The organism is Amycolatopsis marina (genome assembly GCF_900111885.1).
Taxonomy (GTDB): Bacteria; Actinomycetota; Actinomycetes; order Mycobacteriales; family Pseudonocardiaceae; genus Amycolatopsis; species Amycolatopsis marina.
Map to the genome: position 1 here is coordinate 152,507 of NZ_FOKG01000001.1, position 22,799 is coordinate 175,305.

General features: G+C 66.4%; 26 protein-coding genes, 1 tRNA gene and 1 pseudogene. 10 read left to right on the plus strand and 18 right to left on the minus strand.

Annotation, left to right across the window (positions count from 1 at the left end):
- Both BM199_RS00720 and BM199_RS00725 read right to left on the minus strand, forming a co-directional pair.
- Positions 1–789: a crotonase/enoyl-CoA hydratase family protein gene (locus tag BM199_RS00720; protein ID WP_091667935.1), complete on the minus strand. Its 789-nt coding sequence runs from the start codon at positions 787–789 to the stop codon at positions 1–3.
- A gap of 60 nt (positions 790–849) precedes the next feature.
- Positions 850–1,839 (minus strand): zinc-binding dehydrogenase, encoded by a 990-nt coding sequence (locus tag BM199_RS00725; protein WP_091667937.1) that lies wholly within the window; start codon positions 1,837–1,839, stop codon positions 850–852.
- 320 nt (positions 1,840–2,159) lie between these two features.
- Between BM199_RS00725 and BM199_RS00730 the strand changes: the two genes are divergently transcribed.
- Complete coding sequence (locus tag BM199_RS00730; RefSeq protein WP_091667939.1) at positions 2,160–3,422, plus strand: MFS transporter; 1,263 nt, start codon at positions 2,160–2,162, stop codon at positions 3,420–3,422.
- A gap of 5 nt (positions 3,423–3,427) precedes the next feature.
- On the opposite strand, the gene BM199_RS00735 is transcribed toward BM199_RS00730, so the two are convergent.
- A complete protein-coding gene (locus BM199_RS00735) occupies positions 3,428–3,874 on the minus strand; it encodes a DUF6292 family protein (protein ID WP_091667942.1) in 447 nt (148 codons plus the stop codon).
- 108 nt (positions 3,875–3,982) lie between these two features.
- Here BM199_RS00735 and BM199_RS00740 point away from each other — a divergent pair, with 108 nt between their 5' ends.
- From BM199_RS00740 to BM199_RS00750, 3 genes are all read left to right on the plus strand, one after another.
- Positions 3,983–4,831, plus strand: coding sequence for a hypothetical protein (locus BM199_RS00740; protein ID WP_091667944.1), 849 nt, complete (start codon positions 3,983–3,985; stop codon positions 4,829–4,831).
- A gap of 107 nt (positions 4,832–4,938) precedes the next feature.
- Positions 4,939–5,400, plus strand: a complete 462-nt coding sequence (locus BM199_RS00745; protein ID WP_091667947.1) for an SRPBCC family protein — start codon at positions 4,939–4,941, stop codon at positions 5,398–5,400.
- A 97-nt stretch (positions 5,401–5,497) separates the two neighbouring features.
- A tRNA-Lys gene (locus BM199_RS00750) sits at positions 5,498–5,570 on the plus strand.
- A 90-nt stretch (positions 5,571–5,660) separates the two neighbouring features.
- Here BM199_RS00750 and BM199_RS35130 read toward each other — a convergent pair.
- Together BM199_RS35130 and BM199_RS33130 are read right to left on the minus strand one after the other, a co-directional pair.
- Entirely contained in the window at positions 5,661–6,491 is an 831-nt protein-coding gene (locus BM199_RS35130) for a tyrosine-type recombinase/integrase (RefSeq protein WP_091667950.1), read from the minus strand.
- A gap of 192 nt (positions 6,492–6,683) precedes the next feature.
- The gene (locus BM199_RS33130) at positions 6,684–6,998 is read right to left on the minus strand and encodes a hypothetical protein (RefSeq protein WP_143101734.1); all 315 of its coding nucleotides are present in this window, start codon (positions 6,996–6,998) and stop codon (positions 6,684–6,686) included.
- Positions 6,999–7,538: 540 nt separating this feature from the next.
- Here BM199_RS33130 and BM199_RS00760 point away from each other — a divergent pair.
- Together BM199_RS00760 and BM199_RS34380 are read left to right on the plus strand one after the other, a co-directional pair.
- Entirely contained in the window at positions 7,539–8,018 is a 480-nt protein-coding gene (locus tag BM199_RS00760; RefSeq protein ID WP_091667952.1) for a hypothetical protein, read from the plus strand.
- Between the two features lie 280 nt (positions 8,019–8,298).
- Positions 8,299–8,469 (plus strand): annotated as a pseudogene (locus BM199_RS34380) (IS481 family transposase); the annotation flags it as partial.
- Here the strand turns inward: BM199_RS34380 and BM199_RS00765 are convergent.
- A complete protein-coding gene (locus tag BM199_RS00765; RefSeq protein WP_091667955.1) occupies positions 8,466–8,657 on the minus strand; it encodes a ferredoxin in 192 nt (63 codons plus the stop codon). The pseudogene BM199_RS34380 and the gene BM199_RS00765 overlap by 4 nt on opposite strands.
- A gap of 8 nt (positions 8,658–8,665) precedes the next feature.
- Positions 8,666–9,850, minus strand: coding sequence for a cytochrome P450 (locus BM199_RS00770; RefSeq protein ID WP_091669518.1), 1,185 nt, complete (start codon positions 9,848–9,850; stop codon positions 8,666–8,668).
- Positions 9,851–9,948: 98 nt separating this feature from the next.
- Between BM199_RS00770 and BM199_RS00775 the strand changes: the two genes are divergently transcribed.
- Entirely contained in the window at positions 9,949–10,581 is a 633-nt protein-coding gene (locus BM199_RS00775) for a TetR/AcrR family transcriptional regulator (RefSeq protein ID WP_091667958.1), read from the plus strand.
- A gap of 42 nt (positions 10,582–10,623) precedes the next feature.
- On the opposite strand, the gene BM199_RS00780 is transcribed toward BM199_RS00775, so the two are convergent.
- From BM199_RS00780 to BM199_RS00805, 6 genes are all read right to left on the minus strand, one after another.
- Positions 10,624–11,130: a hypothetical protein gene (locus tag BM199_RS00780; RefSeq protein ID WP_218160273.1), complete on the minus strand. Its 507-nt coding sequence runs from the start codon at positions 11,128–11,130 to the stop codon at positions 10,624–10,626.
- An 18-nt stretch (positions 11,131–11,148) separates the two neighbouring features.
- Positions 11,149–12,405: a hypothetical protein gene (locus tag BM199_RS00785; RefSeq protein WP_091667964.1), complete on the minus strand. Its 1,257-nt coding sequence runs from the start codon at positions 12,403–12,405 to the stop codon at positions 11,149–11,151.
- A 36-nt stretch (positions 12,406–12,441) separates the two neighbouring features.
- Positions 12,442–12,894 (minus strand): hypothetical protein, encoded by a 453-nt coding sequence (locus BM199_RS00790; protein ID WP_091667966.1) that lies wholly within the window; start codon positions 12,892–12,894, stop codon positions 12,442–12,444.
- Positions 12,895–13,258: 364 nt separating this feature from the next.
- On the minus strand, positions 13,259–14,125 hold the full coding sequence (locus tag BM199_RS00795; protein WP_091667969.1) for a phosphatidylinositol-specific phospholipase C/glycerophosphodiester phosphodiesterase family protein: 867 nt from the start codon (positions 14,123–14,125) through the stop codon (positions 13,259–13,261).
- Position 14,126: 1 nt separating this feature from the next.
- Positions 14,127–14,990, minus strand: coding sequence for a glycerophosphodiester phosphodiesterase (locus tag BM199_RS00800; RefSeq protein ID WP_091667972.1), 864 nt, complete (start codon positions 14,988–14,990; stop codon positions 14,127–14,129).
- A 227-nt stretch (positions 14,991–15,217) separates the two neighbouring features.
- Positions 15,218–15,553, minus strand: a complete 336-nt coding sequence (locus BM199_RS00805; RefSeq protein ID WP_091667975.1) for a helix-turn-helix domain-containing protein — start codon at positions 15,551–15,553, stop codon at positions 15,218–15,220.
- A 634-nt stretch (positions 15,554–16,187) separates the two neighbouring features.
- Between BM199_RS00805 and BM199_RS34885 the strand changes: the two genes are divergently transcribed.
- Positions 16,188–16,553, plus strand: a complete 366-nt coding sequence (locus BM199_RS34885) for a helix-turn-helix domain-containing protein (RefSeq protein ID WP_281245639.1) — start codon at positions 16,188–16,190, stop codon at positions 16,551–16,553.
- Positions 16,554–16,750: 197 nt separating this feature from the next.
- On the opposite strand, the gene BM199_RS00815 is transcribed toward BM199_RS34885, so the two are convergent.
- Both BM199_RS00815 and BM199_RS00820 read right to left on the minus strand, forming a co-directional pair.
- A complete protein-coding gene (locus tag BM199_RS00815; protein ID WP_143101736.1) occupies positions 16,751–16,966 on the minus strand; it encodes a hypothetical protein in 216 nt (71 codons plus the stop codon).
- A 155-nt stretch (positions 16,967–17,121) separates the two neighbouring features.
- Positions 17,122–17,664, minus strand: coding sequence for a cupin domain-containing protein (locus tag BM199_RS00820; protein WP_091667983.1), 543 nt, complete (start codon positions 17,662–17,664; stop codon positions 17,122–17,124).
- Positions 17,665–17,716: 52 nt separating this feature from the next.
- Between BM199_RS00820 and BM199_RS00825 the strand changes: the two genes are divergently transcribed.
- Together BM199_RS00825 and BM199_RS00830 are read left to right on the plus strand one after the other, a co-directional pair.
- Complete coding sequence (locus BM199_RS00825; RefSeq protein WP_245788055.1) at positions 17,717–18,169, plus strand: MarR family winged helix-turn-helix transcriptional regulator; 453 nt, start codon at positions 17,717–17,719, stop codon at positions 18,167–18,169.
- A 90-nt stretch (positions 18,170–18,259) separates the two neighbouring features.
- The gene (locus tag BM199_RS00830; RefSeq protein ID WP_091667986.1) at positions 18,260–19,099 is read left to right on the plus strand and encodes a DeoR/GlpR family DNA-binding transcription regulator; all 840 of its coding nucleotides are present in this window, start codon (positions 18,260–18,262) and stop codon (positions 19,097–19,099) included.
- 57 nt (positions 19,100–19,156) lie between these two features.
- Here the strand turns inward: BM199_RS00830 and BM199_RS00835 are convergent, their stop codons facing one another.
- From BM199_RS00835 to BM199_RS00845, 3 genes are read right to left on the minus strand one after another with little or no spacing between them, the layout of a single operon-like run.
- Positions 19,157–20,167, minus strand: coding sequence for an ABC transporter permease (locus BM199_RS00835; RefSeq protein ID WP_091667988.1), 1,011 nt, complete (start codon positions 20,165–20,167; stop codon positions 19,157–19,159).
- Entirely contained in the window at positions 20,164–21,198 is a 1,035-nt protein-coding gene (locus BM199_RS00840; protein ID WP_245788056.1) for an ABC transporter permease, read from the minus strand. Before BM199_RS00840 ends, BM199_RS00835 begins: the two co-directional genes overlap by 4 nt.
- Entirely contained in the window at positions 21,191–22,783 is a 1,593-nt protein-coding gene (locus BM199_RS00845; RefSeq protein WP_245788057.1) for a sugar ABC transporter ATP-binding protein, read from the minus strand. Before BM199_RS00845 ends, BM199_RS00840 begins: the two co-directional genes overlap by 8 nt.
- Between the last annotated feature and the right edge of the window lie 16 nt (positions 22,784–22,799).

Here is a 22,799-nt window from a genome sequence, read left to right on the forward strand (position 1 = left end):
TCAGCGGCCGGTGAACTCGGCCTGCCTGCGCTCGACGAAGCTGCGCACGCCCTCCTCGGCGTCCGCGCTGCCGACGATGCCGGGCAGCAGCCCCCGCAGGTGCTCAGCGGCCTCGTGTTCGGAGCCGGACCGCAGCGCGACCCGTGCGTTGGCCAGGGTGCCCTGGACGCCGAGCGGCGCCTGCGCGGCGATCAACGCCGCGAGTTCCTTCGCCCGTTCGAGCTGGGTGCCGGCTGGAACCACTTCCTGCACCAGGCCGATCCGGTGGGCCTCCGCCGCGCCGAACTCCTCCCCTGTGAGCAGGAACCGCATGGCGTTTCCCCAGCCGAGCTGCGCAGGCGCACGTAGTGTCGCGCCGCCGAACGGGATGATGCCGCGACCGATCTCCAACTGCCGGAACCGCACGTCGTCGGCCGCCACCACGATGTCGCTGGCGAGCGCGAGCTCGATCGAGAGGGTGAAGGCAATTCCCTGCACCGCGAGCACGACGGGTTTGCCGACCGGCTCCTTCCAGAGTCCGAACGGGTCGTGCTTGCCGTCGCCGGACAGCGCACCGGGCCCGTGCTCCCGAACGGCGGGGAAGACGTCGGTCAGGTCGAGGCCCGCACTGAAGTGCTCGCCGTGGCCGTGGACGACGCCGACACGCAGCTCGTCGTCCTCGGCGAGCCGGTCGTAGGCGGCACTGAGCTCGGAGATCGTCCGCAGGTCCCAGGCGTTGCGCTTGGCGGCCCGGTCGACCCCGATGAGCAGTACATGGCCGTCTCGCTCGACGGTGACCCGATGGGACATGGCGCTCCTCCTGTTGTCCGGACGCAGGCGACCTACTCGCCGGTAACTACCGGCGCCACCCTAGCGGTTCGGCGTGAGGACGACCTTGCCGGTTGTCGCCCTGCCCTCCAGTGCGGCGTGTGCGGAAGCGGCTTCGGCGAGCGGGAAGGGCTCGTGCACAACAGGCGACAAGCGCCCCTGCGCGAGTGCGGCGAGGGATTCGGTCTCCAGACCGCGAAGTCCGCCGGGACGGCGCAGCAGCCGAGGGCCGACGGCGACGGCTGCGGTTAGTCCGCGCGAGTAGAGAATCTCGGTGGTGATCCGGATGGGCTCGCCCGACGACCAGCCGAACGTGATCACCCTGCCGCCGATGCCCAGCATTTCGAGCGCGGTCTGCCCAACGGTGCCGCCGACGCCGTCGAGTACCACGCTGGGTTCACGTCCGTCCAGTGTGGACCGAACCGTCGCCGACCAATCCTCGCCGGAGTAGTCCACCGCCGCATCAGCTCCGAGTGAACGGATCAGTTCCACCTTGTCCTGCCCGCGCGCGAGGCCGATCACCATCGCACCGACCCGCCGCGCCTCCTGCACCAGCAGGGTGCCGATGCCGCCGGCCGCGGCCGGAACCAGCACGACGTCGTCCGCCGAGAGCGCGGCGACGTGCAGGATGCCCACGGCGGTGCGGCCGGTACCGATCATGGCCACCGCCGCGGCGAAGTCGACCTCGGCGGACAGTTCGTGCAGCGAGGAGGCCGCGACCACCGCGAGTTCGGCGTAACCACCGCTGGCTGGTCCGAGGTGCGCGACGACCCGCTTACCGAGCCAGTACCCGTCCACCCCCGCGCCCAGTTCGTCCACCACTCCGGCCACCTCCCTGCCGGGAGTCATCGGCAGTTCGGGCAACGGGAACGGACCACCGTTCGTGCCCGAGCGAATGGTGGTGTCGAGCAGGTGTACACCCGCCACGGCGACCCTGATCCGCACCTGCCCTTCGGCGGGCGCGGGGTCCTGCACCTCTTCCTGGCGGAGCCTGTCGGCTGGACCGAACTCGTGCTGCCGAATCGCGCGCATTCACGTCTCCACAACTTCTGGCCACGGCTGTCCCGCTGGCGCCGAAGCCAAAGCTATGACTTCGACATTGGTTGAGGTCAAGACGAATGCTGAAACTCACAGTCAGTGACATCACCCACGACAAAGAGAAGTGTTAGCAGGTCAGGGTGTCGCGATTGCGTCAGTCACAGATGTCGATGTTTACCCCGAGTGACAGGTAGCGTGGCGGAGCCTTGGCGAGCACCAGGGCTCTCGATCATCTCGTCCGCCGGGCCCGCACCACTGAGCGCGCATCCCGGCTCCCTGTGAAAGGACCTCTCTTGCGGCGAAATCTGCCGCCGATGCTTCGTGCGCTCGGAAATCACAACTACCGGCTCTGGGCCACGGCTGACCTCATCTCGGTCACCGGATCCTGGATGCAGGTACTCGGCCTGAACTGGGTGGTGATGGATCGGACCGGGTCCGCCACCTCGGTCGGAATATCCGTGTTGTTGAGCACCCTGCCGTCGCTGCTTCTCGGCCCATGGGCGGGCGCGCTCGCCGACCGGTTCAAACCCCAGCGGATCATCGTGCTGGGCGAGTCGTTACACCTGATCATCGCGCTACTCCTCGCGCTGATGGTCTTCACTCACGTGCCGTTGACCGCCATCTACGCACTCACCGTGGTGTCCGGGCTCATCGGCACCTTCGAGGGGCCCGCCCTGGGCCGGTTCGCGGGCCAGGTGGTGCCGCGTCAGGACCTTGGCAACGCACTCGCGCTGAACTCGATCATCAGCTCGTCCGGCCGGGTGCTGGGCATGAGCCTGGCGGGTGTGCTGGCCGCCGTGATGGGGGCCGCCCTGCTGTTCGTGTTCAACGCCGTGACGTTCATCGCGGTGATCGTCACGATCCTGGTGATGCGCAAGGAAGAACTGCACGAACTGGCGGTGAGCACCGCGGAACGCGCGGGGGTGCGGGCGGGCCTCACGTATCTGCGCAGACAGCGCGTGCTGGTGTTGCTGTTCGCCCTCGGCTTCGTCCTGTCCAGCCTGGGCCGGAACTATCAGGTGACCATGGCCGCGATGACCCAGGGACCGCTGGGCACGGGTGCCGCCGGTTACGGAATGCTGTCGTCGATCTTCGCCGTCGGCACCGTGGTCGGCGGGCTCATCGCGGCTCGTGCGCGTGAGCTCACCATCCCCCTCCTGCTCGGCGCGGCCGCCGTCACCAGCGTGCTGCAGGCCGCCAGTGGGTTGATTCCCGGGATGCTCGGGTTCGCCGCGCTGATCCTGCCGATCGCGGCAGGAGCTGTGCTGATCGACACGACGAAGACCACGCTGTTGCAGTTGGGCTGCGCCGACGACATGCGCGGGCGGGTGCTCGCCGTCGAAGGTGCGATCGCGGCGGCAGCTGGTGCGGCGGGCGCTCCGCTGCTGGGCTGGTTGTGCGACCGGCTCGGACCGGAACCGGCTCTGCTGATGGCGGGTCTCGCCACACTCGTCGCCACCGGGATCGCCGCGACCGCTCTGCGCAAGCCACGCCGTGCCGAGGCTGAGGCTGAGGCTGCGGCCGAGACGCCCGTGTCCGACACGCCCGCGCCCGCGCTGGCAGTTGCGGCAGCCTGAGGCGATCACGCGGGAACGGGCTCGCTTCGTCCGTGGCCGACCGGAACGCGGGCATACGCCGCGAGTTCGGCATCGAGGCCGTCCTCGGCGTCCGCACGGCGGAGCCGGGACGGCCGCGCCTGGCCAGGCCAGCGGCCGTTGAAGATCGCCTCCACGAAGGCGGCGACAGCCTCGGGCGGGGGAAGAACCCGTTCGCCGAGGTGGGACAACACGACGAGGCTGAGGCCGCTGTGTGAGTCGACACCGACGGCCCAGCCGTGTTCCTCGTCCCAGACCAGTGCCGTGTTCCTGGTCGGAAAGGCTGCCAGACGTCGTTGCAGATCGAGGTACGCGCCTGCGGGCGCGTCGAGTTCGTAGTACCCCTGGGCGGCGTCGAGGCCGAGTTCGCGGGCGACAAGCCGTAGGTACTGCGCCAGTCCCTTGGCGGCCGCGCTGTGCGGATCGGTCAGCATGTTTTCTCTCCGGCGGAGCGATCGTCGGTCGTGCTGTTTCGCTGTTTCAGGTACCCAGGTGCGCGCAGATCATGCCTGTGACGTCGGACTCGTGTTTAGCTGATCGACATGAAATTCGAGTCGGTGGCCGATGAGCTCTACGGTGCCGCGCGGGAGGAGTTCATCGCGCTGCGGGACGAGCGTGCTGCCGAGGCGAAAGCGGCGGGCCGACAGCAGTTGGCGACGAAAATCCGAGGACTGCGCAAGCCGACGACCGCGGCCTGGCTCGCCAACCAGCTGGCCAGACAACGCGCGGCGGAGATCGGCAGGCTCGAACAGCTCGGCGAGGCGCTGCGCAGGGCGCACACCGAACTGGCCGGAGAGGAATTGCGCAACCTGTCGCGACAACGGCATGAGCTGATCGAGGCTTTGACGGACGAGGCGCGGGCCGTGGGCCGGGAGCTCGGCACGCCGGTCAGCGATGCGGTGGCGCAGGAGCTCGCCGAAACCCTGGAGACGGCGCTCGGCGATCCCGGCGCCGCCCGGACTCTCGCGCAGGGCAGGCTGACCAGCTCACTGCACCCCGGAGAAGGTTTGTCAGAGCGCTGGCTGTCCGCCGCGACCGCCGCCCCGAGGAGGACCGCCACCCAGCGACCTCCCGCAGCTCGGCCGTACGGAAGCAAACCAGCTCCCACCAAGCGACCCCAGGACGACAGGGCGGCACAGGTCAAAGAGGACAGACAAAGGGAGAAGGAGGCGCAGCGGGCAGAAGCCGCACGTCTTCGTGCCGCACGCGAGAAAGCACGGAAGACGGTGCGCGAAGCGAAAAAGGCCCGTGACGATGCCAGTAAGCGGCTGCGGGAAGCCGAACGGGCCGAGGAGAAGGCACGCCGCGCTACGGAAGCCGCGAGAGCGGATGCCGAGAAGACCGAGCAGGCGCTCGCCGAGGCCGAGACGAACCTCGCCGGCCTGGACTGACACGGCGGACGGCGCCCGCCTCGTTTACCACCGCGACTCAGGGGTAACCCGCTGTTGTTCGACGCAGAATCGCAGCGAACGACAGTGTTCGCCCCAAGGAGGAAACGATGAGCACCGTAACGAAATCGGTGGATGTCGACGTGCCGGTGCGCACCGCGTACAACCAGTGGACGCAGTTCGAGTCGTTCCCCGAGTTCATGGAAGGCGTCGAGCGGGTCGAGCAGCGCGACGACCAGCACACCCACTGGGTGGTCAAGGTCGGCGGGGCCACGCGTGAGTTCGACGCGACCATCACCGAACAGCACCCGGACGAGCGCGTCGCCTGGACGACCGATTCCGGGCCGAAGCACGCAGGGGTGATCACCTTCCACCGGCTGGACGAGGGCAAGACCCGAGTCACGGCCCAGATGGACATCGACCCGGAGGGCTTCACCGAGAACGTCGCCGACAAACTGGGGGTCGTGGACGCCAGGGTGTCCGGCGACCTGAAGCGCTTCAAGAGCTTCATCGAGGAGCGCGGCCGGGAGACCGGTTCCTGGCGCGGTGACGTGGACCGTCCTGGTAGCTGACCTGGCGGACCAATCCCGCCGCGGCACCACTCCGGAACCCGCTCGGGTGTTCCGGAGTGGTGCTCACTCGCTGTAGGGCACCCGTTAGACTGGCGGAGGGCCGCTAGCTCAGTTGGTAGAGCAAGGGACTTTTAATCCCTGGGTCCAGGGTTCGAGCCCCTGGCGGCCCACAACCTCAACATGTCTGCTGACCAGCGGTTATGTACCGTTTTGTCGATAGTGTGTCGGGCCGGGTGATCATGGCTGGTCTCGCTGTGGGCTCATCGAGGGCCCGAGGCCGTGAACAGCGGTTTTCTTCGCTCAGCAGGACCTTTTGGGGCAGTGTTCAGCCCTGGCTCTGAGCCTTTCGGTTTGGGAACTAGAAGTAGCGTTCGGCGGCAATTAGTCGTGTTGAAGGTGTCGTCTGCCACAGCAGCCACCTGTCGACGGATCGTCGCCTTACGAGGTCGCCGTGCACGTAGGTGGGTCCCGGTGGTGCGGGCGGCGTCGAGTACCAGGCGTGCGGTGGCCTCGGCGGACTGCCGAGCCAGGCTGGGCAAGACGCTGGTGTAGGTGTCGGCGGTGAGCAGAATCCTGGAGTGCCCGAGCATTGCTTGCACCGTCTTGAGGTCGTTGCCCGCTGCCAGTGACAGGCAGGCCGCGCCGTGCCGCCGGTCGTGCAGCCGGATCGGCGGTAGTCCTGATTCCGTGTTGAGCCTGCGGAACAGGTGGCTCACCGAGTCGGGCCTGATCAGCTCACCTTGGCGACCGGGGAAGAGGTATCCGACTGGTTCGTAGAGCAGGGGGTGCGATGGCTGTCGCGGTAGCGGCGTAAGACGGCCGTGGTGCCGTGATCGAGGGCGATAACCCGGTTGCTGGCTTCGCTCTTCGGTTTCCCGATCTCCAGCCGGGTGCCCAGCCACAGCTGAAGCCACGCACGACTTCACCAGACGACCCTCCTGCCCCTTGATGATGAGCAGCCCTGCGACGTGTGTGTCTGCGGCCACCCGGTTGGGTGACAAAATTTCCGGTGCGGGCGAACAAGCTGGCAACAGAGCTTGCCGCGGGTATCCGCGCGGATCGGTGGCCCCTGCCTGGACCGATAGCGACATGGTGCAATCGCGATTGTGCACCGGGGCAAGCCTCCTGAGCCGGGACGAGTTCGCCGCAGTGCACGCGGAAGGCTAGCGCGGGGCCGTGGACCTTGCGCACGTCGTTCAGCTGGCCCGCTGCCGATGATCGGCGCGACTTGATCATTTCAAACACCCCTGGTTAACGGCTTAAAAACCATTCTTAGGGAAGAGTTAGCGAAGAAATGACCAAGTGTGGTAATGGTAGGCATATGTCACCCATTTGGCGGTTCGACCATGTTGTTGAACAGGTGGAACATAGATTCCTGTCGCACAGGAAATTCGCGTTCCAGCCTCTGCACCATCAGGTTGACGCGGCGCGATAAACGCCTGAAGGGCATCGAAGACCGCGATTAAATCGTCACCAAACCACAACAGGACGTCTCGCCGGGAAATTGATCTAATTTCTAGATGAAGGGACTGGTAAATCGTGCGTAAATCTCGCGGCAGATTGGCAGCAATCAGCTTGATGGCGGCTGGCTCGCTCATTTTCGGGACGGCCTCCGCGCAAGCGGAAGGATCCCCTGACCCGTCGGCTGTAAAGAGTGACGCGGCCCCCGATCTTGAGACGATCGACGAGCTGGACCTCTCGTCCGGATACTTTGCTCCGGCACCAGCGACGCTGACGCCTCAGGCTGAATCGCCAGTCATCACAGCGGGCGATTGCCAATACAAGCAGGCCGTGGACAACGCGCACGTCACAAGGGGCGAGGCGCCGGTGCATGGCTGGTGGATCAAGTGGGCCGGCTCATGCCCCAGCACAGCGACGACTACCGTCTACCTCCAGGCTTACTGGTGTGATCAGCTTGGCTGCCGGTGGGTCACGGTTCGGTCCAATTCGCGTTCGGCCGGACCGGGGACCAGTAAGCGGGCGAACGCCAGGAGTGCTTGCGCGTCCACAACCAGGACTGTCGGATGGCGGGGTGCGTCCGACGTCGACTTGGACTGGCAGGTCGACCCGTCGGGCCTGACCTATTCTGGTTATCAGAACCTGTACTGCTCACCCAGCTAGTCATCGGGAGTTCTGCCATGGATACAGCGACAGGGGGTTGGTCTCCCGTCCCCGAGTCGTGGACGGGCTCAGGTCGGCTACCGCCCGGCCCGGACGCGTCCGCGAAAGACGGAGCTGTCGTCGCCGTCGGAGCTGTCTGCGATGTCGCTGTTCCGTGGAACGAGTCGACCGGTCAGATCAGTTTCGCCCTCAGCGAGTACCTCGACCTGGAATCCGGCAAGCGGGTGGTACTTCACAGCGAGCGTGGCGTCACAGTGGGTGTGCGCGGCGGTTACTCTTCGAGCTTCACCGCACGTGAGCTCCGTGACTTCTTCCTCGGAGCCCTACTGCCGGACGAGGGAGACGATGACCCCGAGGAGCCGCACCCTTGGACGTGGCTGGCCGAACTCGCCGCAACCCGTGGAGTCACGGTCACACCCGAGGAGCTCAAGTCCCTCCCGTACGAACTCGAGTTTCGCCCCGCAGTGCAAACACTCATCCGATCAGACGAGCCCTGACCTCTTCAACAGGGACCAGATTGTCGAGTCCCGGTCACCTACTTTGTGATCTTGGCCGGTGAAGACGGACGCGGCCGCCAATTGATCATGAATGGCTTGTGAGGACTACTCAAGATCGTGTGGCGGCCGAAGGGTCCAGCGTAGACCCTGACCGGTGGCGGGAGATCTTTGACGGGGTGATGTCCCGGGTGGCGGGCCGGTTCGCCACCCGGGTGGAGCCGCGTCGGCGAGCGCTGGTGCTGGGATTGTTGCGAAATCGACCGAGGAACCATGAACATTCCTCACCGAAGAATTCCTCTACTCGCGCACCTGGGCCAGCGAACAACACCGCTCACACGCACTGAAAGTATGGAACATCCACTACAACTACCATCGACCTGCCGCCGGAAACCAACCCCCAGCCACCCTGCTCCACACCACCGTCACCAACGTCCAGACCTCATACAGCTAGTCCTCGGCCAGTGACAGGGCCTGACTGGGGCAGACCTGGATGGCCTCCCTGGCCGTTTCCAGGTCGGCGGGGCGTTCCACCAGCACGAGCACGGTGCCGTCGTCCTCGCTCTGGTCGAAGATCTCGGGATCGGTGAGCACGCACTGGCCCGCCCCCACGCAGACGTCCTTGTCGGCGACGATTCGCATATCCCCTCCTACCAGGTGACCGGAAGCTCGTACAACCCGTAGACGTTCGCATCGTCCTTGAACCGCAGCTCCTCGGCAGGCACCGCGAGCCGCAGCCCGGGTATCCGCTGGAACAGGGTGTCGTAGACGATCTCCAGCTCCATCCGGGCAAGGTTCTGCCCGAGGCACTGGTGCGCGCCGAACCCGAACGCGATGTGGTGCCGGGCGCCGCGGCCGAGGTCCAGTTCGTCGGGATTGTCGAACGCCTCAGGATCGCGGTTGGCGGTGTTGCTCAGCCCGACCACTCCCTCGCCCGCGTGGATGAGCACCCCGCCGATCTCGACGTCCTCCACCGCGAAGCGCGACGTGGCGAGTTCGGCGATGGTGAAGTACCGCAACAGTTCCTCGACCGCGTCACGGGTTTTCGACGGGTCCTCGCGGAGGACCGTCAGCGCTTCCGGACGCTCCAGCAGTGTCATCGTGCCGAGCGAGATCATGTTCGCCGTGGTCTCGTGCCCGGCGATGAGCAGCAGGAAAGCCAGGCTCACCAGCTCCTCGCGGTCCTCGGTCTTGCCGAGCTGGCGGCTGAGCAGGTCGTCGCCCGGGTTCTGCTCCTTGCGGGTGATCAGATCGGCCAAGTACGACCGGAGCTCCTCGACAGCGGCGATGCGATCGTCGGCCGAGGTGGTGCGGCTGAGCAGGGCGGCCGACCGGGCCTGGAAGAACTCGTGATCGCTGTAGGGCACGCCGAGGAGCTCGCAGATCACCAGCGACGGCACGGGCAGGGACAGCGCTTGCACGAGGTCGGCCGGGCGCGGCCCGGCGAGCATCGCGTCGAGGTGCTCGCCGACGATCTCCTGGATGCGCGGGCGCAGCGCGGCCATCCGCCTGACGGTGAACTCGCCGAGGACCGCGCGCCGGGCAGGGCCGTGCTCCGGCGGGTCCATGCCGATCAGCGATGGCCGGAACTTGGCGATCCGGCGCTGGTCGCCGCCCCCGATCAGCGGGAAGTTCGGGTTCCGCCGGTCGGAGCTGAACCTGGGATCGGTCAGCATCGCGCGAATGTCCTCGTGGCGGGTCAGCGCCCACACCTCGTGCCCGCCAGGCAGGGTCACGCGTGAGATGGGCTCCTCGGCGCGCCGCCTGCGGTGCTCCTCCGGTGGCGCGTACGGGCAGCTTCTGGTGAGCGGGAGTTCCGTGGCAGCGACGGTCATCGTGTACTCCGAGTATGCGGACGAATACATTCCATTTAATTCACGGTACTCAAGCGGAAGGAGTTCGTCCACCTACGCTCAGGTGCGACAATCTGGCCATGACCGCCGATGCTGACCTCCGACTGCGGGCCGACGCGCGCCGCAACCGGGACCAGATCATCGCGGCCGCCAAGCAGGTCTTCGCCGAAGACGGCCCGGACGCACCGATGGAAGAGATCGCGCGGCGGGCCTGTGTCGGGGTCGGCACGCTCTACCGGCGTTTCCCGGACCGCGAGGCGCTGATCCGCGGGGTCGCGCGCGACAACTTCGCCGCCGTGCTGACCGAGGCACGCGCGGCCGCCGCAGAGGAGCCGACCTCGTGGAAGGCACTCGTGCGGCTGTTGAGCCGCTCGCACGAGCTGCAGTTGTCGATTCATCTCTCACTGGTGTCGCCGCTGGCCCGCCGGGTCATCCGGGAGGATCCGGCAACCGGCGAGTTCCGGCACGCGATACTGGAGGTACTCGACGGCATCGTGCACGGCGCACAGGCGGAGGGGATGCTGCGCAGGGATGTGGCCAGCGGGGACATCGCCGTCGTGGTGTCGATGCTGCTGCGCCCCATGCCCCACGACGACAAAAACATGGCCGAAATGATTCGGGATCGAATGCTGACCATCCTGCTCGACGGCCTCCGCCCGGGCTCGGCCCTGCCGGGCAGGCCCATCACCAGCGACAAACTCCGCAGGCCCTAGCCGGTCGCGACGCACGCCGGCCGCATGGCGTCGAGCAGATCGTCAGCTGCGTCGCCACGACAACGGGTCGTCGAAGTACGACTCCTCGTCGACCTCGTCGTTGTCGCGGCGCGACTGCCTCTCCTCCGGCTTGTTCTCGGCCTGCGCACCAGAGGGTTCCGTGGGAAGCACGCCGATCTCGATCAGCTTCTCCATGTCCGCCGGTGGGATCGCGGACAAGGAGTCGAAGGCGGCGGCTACGCGGTGGTCGAGTCCGCCGGTGGCCAGTCCCTCGACGACCTCGCGCCAGGTGAGTTCTCCGCGGTTGATCAGGTCGATCACCCGCTGCCATTCGTCGGTCAGCGCGTGGCCGAGAACGAACTTCCTGATCCGCTCGACCTCCTCGGCAGTGGGAGGTCCGGAATCCTCCGCCACCTTCTGCGCGATCTCACCGGCCTTCAGCCGGACCTCCCTGGCCTGGCTGAACGCCTGGTCGATGCGATCGTCGAGTTCCCGGTCGGCCCGTTCCATTTCCGGTCCGAAGAAGCCGCCGTCCGGTTGGTTTCGCATCATGCAACCCCTTCCCAACTAGCCGGCGTTCGCCGCGATCTCGTCCAGGTCGTCGAGTGCGCCTTCGGCCTTGTCGGCTTCCTCGTTGACCGTGGTTGTCTGTTCCTCCATGGCGTCGATGTGCTGGTTGATCGTCTCGGTGGTGTTGTAGGCCTCCTCGAGGCTGCCGACCTCGGGGATCTTCTGGACCGTCGCGACGAGCTCCTCGAGCGTGCCGAAGTATTCCTGCATGGACTCGACGATGTTCTTCATCGCTTCGAAGAGATCGAAGATCGCCTTGGCGGTGTCGATGATCTCCACGATGTCGTCGTAGAGGTCGTTGATGTCAACGCCGAAAACCTTGCCCAGCCACTTGCCCGCGGTCTCGATTGCCGTCCACGCCCAGCCGACGACGGGCATTGCCTTCGTCGCGATCCTGCGGGCGGCCTTGATAATCACCTCGATGGCGTCGATGGCGAGCTGGGCGATCTGTTTGGAGACCTCGGCCACCTTCTCGAACCCCTTCGAGACGAAGTCGCCCAGCTGCTCGCCCGCGTAGACGGCTCCCTTGCGCCAGAACAGATCGAGGAACTGCTCGAAGGCACTCGCCGCGTCGCCTTCCCAGTGTTCGGCCGCCAGAGTGGTGGCATTGTCGCCCATGCTCGCGGCAACAAGGCCGAGATTCGCCCCGACGCTCTGCCACGCCTTGCCGTTGGCCTCGATGCTGTTGTAATTGCCCGCGAGCGGGGAGATCAGCGAGTCGGTGAAGCCCTTGCCGCCGTCCACTTCGAACTCGGCCCAGATCCAGTCCAGCACGGTCAGCACCCCGCCGGTGTCCAGGTCGTCGGAGTAGTTCGTGTCCGGGCGGTCGATGGGAGAGATGTCGAGTTCGGCGTAGTTGAAGCTGGAGGTGCCGACATCTCGATGGCGGTCGTAGCCGTCGCCGAATCCGTAACCGGATCCGTAGCCGATCGCCTCGTCGGTGTCGGAGTCGAGACCGTTGCGCTCGATCAGCGAGCGGTTGTCGTCCTCGGTGTAGCCATACTGCTTGGCCACATCGATCAGGGCGTCGCCGAGTTCGCAGAGTTTGCGCTGCATCAGGCTGAACGCCGAGCCGACCAGCACCGAGGCTTCGCCGTTGACAATGTCGCCAAGGGGCTCGAGCAACCCGGTGAATCCGGCGTCGCTCATGCCTTCGTCACGCGCGAGCTCTTCTATTCTCGCCAGGTTGTACCCGGCCTCCGCGCTCAAGTAGAGGCCGAAGTCCGCAACCTGGTCCTCATCGACTTTTACCATGATCTCCCCCCCCCCAGTCGTTTCACGAACGAGTATCTATTCCATGGCGGATTTCGCATTCGCCAGCAGTTCCTCGGCCAGCGGACGAACTTGTTCCAGCTCGGTCTTCCCCGTGACCGAGATCGTCAACAGCAGCCGCTCACTGTCTACGGTGAACACAACGCCGAGCGACGACGCGTTGACGGCTTTGCCGAGGACCGCGTCGCGGCCGAAGCCGGCCAGGGTGCCAAGTCCCGGCACCGCCTGATGAGCGCCGACAACCTTGTCTTCCTGGGTGCGATCGGTGAAGACGCCATCCAGCACCTCCTGATCGGACTCGCTCGATCGGGTCGCGCTCAGGTCGGTCGAAACCGTCGGGAATCCTTCGCTGTCGTAGTCGCACTCGTAGGACACGGTTACCGGAGCCCGGCCCCGCTTCATGCCCTCGCTGCCTTCGACTGTCGTGTCGAAGGCCTTCTCGATCGCTTCGTCGCTGAGCAGGTCGCACATCTGTTGCTCGGTCAGTGCCTCAAGGCCGGAGGGTCCCTGCGCGGCCGGCTGCGAGTCCCGGCCCGTGTCGGCACCCTCCGATGAGCAGGACGCAAGTACGAGGGCTGCGGCACAAAGACTCACGACTACGCGAAACATGGATTCCCTCCAGGGTGTTTCCGAGATGATGAGGGAACACGGTCCCAGGTGTGTATCCCGTGACTGATTCGACGCTAACCGCGCCGGAACGGCTCCGGTGTCAGGTGAACACCTGACACCGTACGAGCGGTGCGGCTAGCGAGGATGAACCGGAAAGTGGCCGTCCTCAGAGGACAAAAAAGAAGCCGCCCCGTCGGTCTCCCGACGGGGCGGCTTCCGGTTCGTGTCAATCGAGTTTCGGCGGGGATTCATCCGGGTCGTTCTCGAGCAGGAAGTCACGCAGCCCTGGGAGGTCGTCGGTGTTGAGGTGGTCGGCACCCGCGGCCACCAGTTCACGCCACACGGCTGTTCGGGCGGCACCTTCGAGATCCGGCGTCGCCCAGAAACGCACGCGGTACCCGGCGGCGTGTGCCTCATCGACGATCCGCCGCAGCTTCGCCCGCTGGCTCTCCGGCATCGCGTCCGCACCCCGCCAGGTGAAGTGGCGCGTCCAGTTGTCGCTGACCAACGGCATGAAGGTCGCTGGAATGCCGGCACCGAGATCGCTCAGCCTGCCGTCGTATCCGGCGAGCCGCACCCGCTGTTCGAGCATGTCCGCCTTTGGCCGGTTACCACTGATGACGACCTCGACGGCCCCCGGACGTTCGTGGCCTTGTGTCCACTGGGTCAGCATGGACCGGTAGCCACGCAACGCCTTGTCGATCGCTGCGTACGTGGCGGATCCGTCGCTCTTGATATCGATCAGCAGTTGAAACCGGCCGTCCCAGTGGGGGTGGACACTGCCCTTGTTGGCGCGAGTCAGCGAAGCCAGCGGATCGAGATAGAGCCGCTCCAGCGTCCGGCCCTGCCGGGCATCGCCGCGATCGTGCGCGACCCGGAGTTCGCCGTCGATCAGCCACACGTCCGCTTCCACGGACGTGAAGCCGTGCTCGACGGCGTCGAGCAGCGGTCGTTCGTGTTCATAGTCGTTGTGGGCGTGCGCCCGCTCCAGTGGTTGCGCTCCTGACCAGGAGGGCGTTGCCGTGGCGCTCACAGGCGAAGCCAGTCCGAGGCAGAGCGCGAGGGTCACGAGGAGTACGTGAACTCGCCGCATGTCAGAGGTTCCTCTCCCGCAGGATCTGCCGGAGCACGGCCGGGTAGTCGGTGATGATGCCGTCCACTCCCAGGTTGCGGTACTGCCGCATGAGCCTGCCGGTGTTGAGGGTGTACACGCTGATCGTCATGCCCAACTCGTGCACCCGGTCCACCAGTGCCCGATCGGTTACCCGGTAGCTGGGGTTGATCTGGTCCGCCCACTCGCTCGCCGCCACCAGTTCGGCCTCGGTCGGCCGTGCGCCGTAGAGCAGGCCGACCGGCACCTCCGGAGCGATCTCGTGATAGGCGAACATCGAAACATGGTCGAATGACTGGATGACGAGATTTCCGGCGGCCAGTGCGGAGGGCAGGTATCCCGGGATGTCCGAGAGCTCCTGGTGGATCTCGGCCTCGATGCCCGGGTACAGGGCAGGGCTCTTCACCTCCAGCAGCAGGCCCGCTCGTCGGCCCAGTGCGTTGACGACTTCACGCAGGGTGGGAACCGGCTCACCCGCGAACTCGTCGGCGAACCAGGAACCCGCGTCCAGACTGCGAATTTCCGCCATGGTGAAGTCACCGACCCGCCACGGCGCCCGGCCGGGGAACACCTCCTCGGCATCAGTGGTGCGATCCAGCGTGACGTCGTGCAGCACGACCAGCTCGCCGTCGGCCGAACGCTGCACGTCGACCTCGACGAAGCTGGCGTGCTGCCTGAGGGCGACCTGCACCGCGGCGACGGTGTTCTCCGGCGCGGAGCCGGACGAGCCGCGGTGGGCGATGTCGGTGACGGCTCCTGGCTCGGCCTGAACCGGTGCCGTGCCGGCCAGTACGGCCAGCAACGACAGGCTCATCGCCGCGAAAGCCCGAGACAAGGTCAGGCGCATGGGGACCTCTTTCCGGTGGGGGACAGGCGCCCTTCACGCTGACGATCTCCGATGCCCCGAACGTAACGCGGAACCGGCGGCCAGGTGTCGGTCGAATGTCACTATGTCGGTGATTTGCGCGAAGCATCCTGGTTCGGTTCCTTCTTACCAGTTCGCTGCGCGCAGTTCGCCGAAATTTCACCCCCACCGAGAGGGAGATGCGCACCGGGATCAACCGGCGCGACCAGCTAACCGGGACTTTGTTCGGTGTTGCGACCGCGGGCTTCGTCCAGCTGATCCTCGAGGGTGACGATCCGGCATGCGGCATCGAGGGGAGTGCCCTGATCCACCAGTTCCCGCAGCCGCGTGGCAAGGCGGAGCTGGTGTCGGGAGTAGCGACGGTGGCCGCCGGCGGAGCGCTGCGGCTCGATCAGGCCCGTGCCGTCCAGGCTGCGCAGGAAACCCGGCGTGGTTCCGAGCATCGCCGCGGCCCTGCCCATGGTGTAGGCGGGATAGTGCTCATCATCGAACTTGTCGTCCGCGGTCGAACTCGCCGCAGCCGTCTCACCGGGCTCAGGGGTCATTACACCTCCACATCACAAGGGACCCCGGCACCGCACGGCGCCGGGGTCCCAGGGGTTGGGTTTCATCATTGCCAACCGACCGTGAGGTCGGCTTCTTATACCCGGGTCCGCCTGTACGGCAGACCTTCCGGGGATCGCGTATCCGTAACCGAGAACCACCTGCCAATCTGATGGGACTGCGGTACCCGCCCGGCGAAACACAGCCACGGCGGGCGATCCAATGATGCGACCTTTCCCTTCTTTCCAGTGTTTTCCAGTTTCCTTGCGCTACCGCGAACGTCACCGGCTGGAACCCCTTACCCAGATCGGCCCCAGCACGCCTGACGTCGCTGGTCACTGCCCGGAGCCCCGTCACTCATGGCTCCGGCGCACCTGACCGTCTTCAGTGCCTCGGTAAAACTTCGCGGGTAGTTACGTCATCTCCCGCGCCTGCTTGCTTTTCTGTCTCCGTACAACCAGAAGACTACACACAGCAGCCAGCGAATGTCTACCCCGGCCATCATAGATTTTTTGAGCTCGCCAACCAGGTAAAACGCGCTCGACCGGGTGTCGATATGGGCGGCACGTACTCCTATCGGGTACTACGAGCATGTCGGGAGGTTTGTCCGATCTCGTGCCTGGTCAATCTGACGCCATGTCAGCAACCAACTCGTCCATACCGTCTCCCAGGAGAACCGCGGTACTGCGGCGCGCGCACGCCACCCAGTGCAGACAGGGCCATTCCGGCGCCGGGGACGGACCCCGTCGGGCGGCGTCCTGCCGAATCCGTGCGCTCATGGCAGCCAGAGGCCTGACCGTCACCGACGTCGCGATCACGACCGGACTCAAGGCCTCGTCGGTGCAGCGCTGGCTCTACGGGCGAAAGGCCCCGGCGAGTGATGAGCTGCTCACGCAGCTCGCCACCCTGTTCCGGGTCGACTTCGCCGCGCTGCTCGACTCCGGTGAACCGTGTGCCACGCAATACGTCCGCGCAGCCGACGCGGTACTCGCGCACGCCTAGGAGCTGTTTCAGAAGGCATCTGTATGAGGTGATGTGTGGCGCGCCTGTGGCCGACGACCTCGCGAATCCGGCTGCGGACCGCTCGCGTGCCAAGGTTCGAATCCTCACGCGGGTCACGGTCCGTAGACGGGTTCGCGACCGCGCGCTTATGAAACACCGCCTAGAGCTGGCTCAGGCGGCGGCCCTGATCGGCCCGCTCAGGCCACCGGTGGCTTCGCGGGCCACTCGGTCAGGCTGACTGTCTCCGCCCCCGCGGGCAGGCGGACCCTGCGCGGCCGCTCGCACCGAGCCGCGGGCACGGGGCGCAGTCCGTGCCGGACGGCGTGTGCGGCGTCGATGCCGTAGGCGATGTCGCCAAGGAACCGGCGAAGAGAGCGCACCGCGCCCACCCGTCCCCGTCGTGCACTCCACATACGGCAGATTTTGACTTCGCCGCGGGTCGTTGACCAGAGATGGAAGTCACCGGATTTGCCCGATTACGGCGTGGCGCGGAAGACACGCCGATCAGTCGACGACCTGCACCACCGCACCCACGGCGACTCCCACCGTGGAAGGCGATTCCGGTGTGTCAGGAGCGGGTCCAGCGGGCCTCGTAGCCAGTCAGCCTGGCGATCGTGGCGAGGCCCCCGAGCAACAACCGCTGCACCACCGCGGGCACCCCCGCCAGGTAGCCGTCCTGCCGTTCCCACAGCAGGGCAAGCGCGAGCGGATTTCGCGGAACTCCGCTACGACTCGTCCGGCCCGCGACGTCGAGCCGGTGCCAGAGCTCGAACATCTCCCTGTGCCGCAACGGCGGCCGCACCTCGTGGTGGAGCGTCAGCGCCTGCCCCACGTTGCGGAACTCATGCACCGCACCTGGCCGGATCGTCACCGTATCCCCAGGCCGTGGCGCGATTTCGCGCCCGTCCACACGGAACAGGACGGACCCCTGCGTCAGCGTGAACGACTCGGTCAGCACGGGATGCCAGTGTGGCCCGGCCATTCGCCCTGGCCGGGACCAGACGTGCTCGATCCGCAGGAAGTCGCCCGCTGAATCGGTGTCCTCGGCAAGGAACCTGACCTCGTGGCCATCGCGAAACACCAGCACCGAGGTTCTCTCGTCCTCGCCCATCCGCCACCCCTTCCAGTACCGACCACACAATACTAAGGTAGCCTTTGTATCTGTGCCAGACCTCGAGACCCCGCCGACCGGGCGGGACAGCCTGCTGAAACTGCTCGTGGAGACATCGAGGCTGCTGGAAGGCAGGCTCGACGAGCAGCTTCGCGACACCGAAGGGCGGGTCCTCCGCCCCGCGCACTACGCCGTCTTCCGCTACCTGGATCCAGCGGGCTCCCGAGTCACGGAACTGGCGGCGGCCGCCGGCATGACCCAGCAGTCGATGGGCGAACTGGTCACTCATCTCGAACGGCACGGTTATGTCGAACGGGTGCGGGATACACGCGACGGCCGCGCCAAGATCGTGGTTCCGACCGGAAAGGGCCGTGCCGGACTGGGCCGGGCGGGCACATTGCTCGCCGAGATCGAGTCCGCTCTCGCACACCGTATCGGCGAGGACAGATTGGGGGATCTCGTGGATCTGCTTCTGGAACTCAGGCGGACACTCGAGTCGGACTGATATGTTGAGCCGAAAGGGTTGGTGTCGAAAGAATTCTTCTTCCGCGCAGTCACCGGCGAGTGGCGAGTGAATGCCGAAAGGACGAGGTGAATGCTGGCCAACCAACGGCGGTCGCAGATCCTTGAGGATATCCGTCGGACGGGCGCGGTGCGGGTCAGTTCTCTCGTGGAGAGTCTCGGCGTCTCGGACATGACAGTCCGCCGTGACCTGGAACTGCTCGCCCAGGAAGGTCTCGTCGTAAAGGTCCACGGCGGTGCGCTCCTGCCTGGCGGGCGGAGCGCGGAGGAGCCCGGATTCGCCGCGAAGTCCGGCAGACAGAACGCGGAGAAGCGCGCGATCGCCGCCGAGGCGGCGAAACTGGTGGAACCGGGTATGGCGATCGGCCTTTCCGGCGGCACGACCACGTGGACCTTCGCCCGGCGCCTCCGGGACGTTCCCGGCATCACCGTCGTGACGAACTCGGTTCAGGTGGCCGACCTGTTCTCCCACCAGCCGCGTCCCGACCAGACAGTCGTCCTGACCGGTGGTATCCGGACCCCGTCCGAGGCGCTGGTCGGGCCGTTCGCCGTCGCGGCAATCCGCTCGGTGAATCTCGACATCATGTTCATGGGCGTGCACGGAATGGACGTACGCAACGGTTTCACGACACCCAACCTGGTGGAGGCCGAGACCGACCGCGCCTTTGTGGACGCGTCTCGGCGGTTCGTCGTCCTCGCCGACCACACCAAGTTCGGCGTACTGGGCATCAGCACCATCGCAAGCCTGGAGGCTGCGGACATCCTGGTGACCGACAGCGGACTGGCGGCGGAGAACCAGGCAGCACTGCGCGAGCGGGTCGGCGACCTCGTCGTGGTCGAGGTGAACCCGGCAGAGCACACCGACACCGCCGAGTACGACGTTCCCGCCGACCCACCCGACCGACCCGAATGACCCCGCGGGGGTAATTCGTCGACGAATCAGCGCCGGTCTTTCGGCCGGAAGCAGGTGTCAGCGACGTTCCACTCTGGACAGCCAGCGTTGGACGGTGACCACGACCAGCAGGATCGTGCCGCTGATCACCGCCTGCCAGTTGGAGTTCAGCGAACCGACCTGGTTGATCACGTTCTTGATCACCTGCAGGAGCAGCACGCCGACCAGGGTGCCGAGAATCGTGCCCGCACCTCCGGTGAGCAGGGTGCCACCGAGCACGACCGCGGCGATGGCCTCGAGTTCCATGCCCACACCGAGCACCGTCACCCCGGATGACGTGTAGGACGCGATCATCACGCCACCGAACCCGGCCAGCAGACCGGACATGACGTAGGCGATGATCTTCGTCCGCACCACCGGCAGGCCCATCAGATCGGCGGCGTCCTCCTGTCCACCGATCGCGAGCACCGTCGACCCGTACGACGTGCGGTGCAGCACGAGCCCGCCGATCGCGAACGCGACCACGACGAGCCAGAGCGGATACCCGATCCCGAACAACGAACCCTGCGCGAGTTCCAGGAACGCCGACCCCGGCGGCACCTTGTACGTCGTCGCGCCCTCGTCACTGATGAGCAGCAGCAGGCCACGCGCGAACAACAGGCCGGCCAGCGTGACGATGAACGGCGGCAGGCCACCGCGCGCGATGATCAGCCCCTGGATCAGGCCGATTCCCCCGCACACCACCAACGGGACAACGAGCGCGGCCAGTAGACCGTACTGCGAGCCCCATGCCGCCAGGACTCCCCCGAGCGCGAACACCGACCCGACCGAGAGGTCGATCCCACCGGTCATGATCACGAAGGTCATCCCGAGCGCGACCATGGCGAGGAACGACGCCTCGAGACCGATGTTCGTCAGGTTGCCCGCGGTGCCGAAGGAGTCGAACGCGAACGTAGACACGACGACGGCAGCGACGAGAATGACCAGCGCACCCTGTCGCTGCACCAGATGGGCCATCCTGGCCCGGCTTCCCCGGGACGGGGCGGTATCGGGGGTCGTATCACTCTCCGGAACACCCGTCGCCGTCATGATCGAGCCTTTCTCCTGCCGAGCTGCACATAGACGGCCGCGACCACGATGACCGCCTGGGCGATCTGCGCGGTCGAATCCGGGATGTCGTGGAAGATCAGGGTCGCGGTGATCAGTTGCATCAGCAGAGCGCCTGCCACGGTCCCGGCAATCCGCACCTGACCACCGGAGAGCGGAGTTCCGCCGATCACGACCGCGGTGATGGCCGACAGTTCCACCAGCAGACCCAGCTTGGTCGGGTCGCTGGCCTGCGAGCGCGCGGCCAGCAACACCCCGGCAAGGGCCGCCAGCAGTCCACACACGACATACGTCGTCGTGAGCACCCGTTTCACCGGGAGCCCGGCGAGTTCCGCGGCACGTTTGTTGCCGCCGATCGCCACCAGTTGCCGCCCGTAGGTGGACCTGCGCACTAGGAACCACGCCATCGCGGCGACGGCGATACCGATCAACACGACGTAGGGGACGCCGAGCAGGGCACCGGAGCCGAGTTCGACGATGCCCGGCTGCCGGATGCTCTTGATCTCCCCGCCGAACAGGTTGGCGACGCCCCGCCCGGCGACCATGATGCCGAGTGTGGCGACGATGGGCTGCACTCCCACCCTGGCCACGAGCGTTCCGGCCAGTACGCCGGTTACTCCGCCCGCGAGCACCGCGATCAGGACGGCCACCAGTGCGCCGTAGCCGATGTACAGCGGGATCAGTGCGGCGGCCAGGGCCATCACCGCGCCGACCGAGAGGTCGATGCCCTGGGTGCCGATCACCAGCGACATCCCGAGTGCCACGATCAGCACCGGGGCCACCTGGATCAGCTGCAGCCGGATGGTCCCCTCGCTGAGAAAGTTGTCGGTGACGGCGATGTTCACCAGCACCAGCAACGCCAGCGCCACGTACACACCGTTGCGCCTGGCCCAGTCCATGGAGAGCCTGTCCCGCACGGACCGACGACCCGGCACGGGCGTGCCCGGCGACACCGGCGCCGGTTCCTCCCTGCCGGAGTCCACGTCGTGACCGGACGTCGTGATCTCAGACATCACCCGCCTCCTCAACGGCCGGATCCGGCCGCGCGGGCCCACCAGCGAGTGCGGCGAGCAGTGCGGCGCTCGTCATCTCGTCACCGGACAGCTCCTGCTGGATGGATCCGTTGTGCAGCACGGCAATGCGGTCAGCCCCTTCCACCAGTTCGTCCATCTCGCTGGAGATCAGCACGACCGCGAGGCCCTGCTCGGCCAGTTCGTCGATCAGCGCCTGCACCTCACTCTTGGCGCCGACATCGATGCCGCGGGTGGGCTCGTCCAGCAGGAACACCTTTGGTTCCGTGCACAGCCATCGGGCGATCAGCACCTTCTGCTGGTTACCGCCGGAGAGCTCCCGCACCTTCTGCGCGGGACTGGACGCCTTGATTCGCAACCGGCGGATGAATGTCTCCACCAGCTCGTCCATCCGCGACTCGGAGATGATCCCGGCACGGGAGAACCGGGGCATGACGGCCAGCGCGATGTTGTCCCGGACGGAGAGGTCGGGAATGATGCCCTCTGCCTTGCGATCCTCCGACAGCAGTGCGATACCGGACCGCAGGGCGTGGCGAACGGAATTGGTGCGGATCGCGGAACCCGACACCTCGACCGTCCCGGCCCGCATCGGCAACGCGCCGTACACCGCCTTCACCGTTTCGCTGCGCCCCGAACCGAGCAGGCCACCGAGGCCGAGCACCTCACCCGGCCGGACGGCCAGGGTGACACCGCGCAGCCGGTTCCGGACATCGACACCGGTGACCGCCAGCACGGGGTCGCGAGCACGCAGATGCGTCTCGCCGAACTCCGTCGTCCCCGCCTCCACGATCTCGCCCGGATCGCGGCCGAGCATGTGCGAGACCAACGTGACGCGGTCGATTCCCGCGAGTTCGCCGGTGTGCACATGCTGCCCGTCACGCAGGATCGTGACGCGGTCACAGAGTTCCCACAGCTCGTCGAGCCGGTGTGAGACGAAAACCAGGCCGACGCCCCTGTCGCGCAGGGTGCGCGCGACACCGAACAGCGTCGCCACCTCCCTCGACTCCAGTGAGGACGTCGGCTCGTCCATGATCACGACCCGGCTGTCCACCGACATCGCCCTGGCGAGTGCCACCATCTGCTGCACACCGAGGCCGAGCCTGCCGAGGTCGGCTGCGACGTCGATGTCGATGCCGAGCGAACCGAGCAGTGCCCCCGCCATTCGGTTCATCGCGCGCACGTCGATCAGCCGGGCACGGTTGCGCGGCTCCCTGCCGAGGAAGATGTTGCGGGCCACCGACAGCAGCGGTACCAGGTTGACCTCCTGGTAGATGGTGGAGATGCCCGCGTCCTGCGCGTCCGATGGCCGCTGGAAGTCCACCTCGTCGCCGGCGAACCGGACGGTTCCGCTGTTGGGCCGGTACACCCCGGTCAGCACCTTGATCAAAGTGGACTTGCCCGCGCCGTTCTCACCGACCAATGCGTGGATCTCGCCCTCGGCGAGGGCGAAGTCGACTCCGCGCAGCGCGTGTACGCCGCCAAACGACTTGGTCACGCCCTCGGTCTCGAGCACGAGACCGGACCGGGTCGGCCGCGGTGGCGGTTGTGCTGTGCTGGTGGCGGTCACGACGATGTCACTCCTC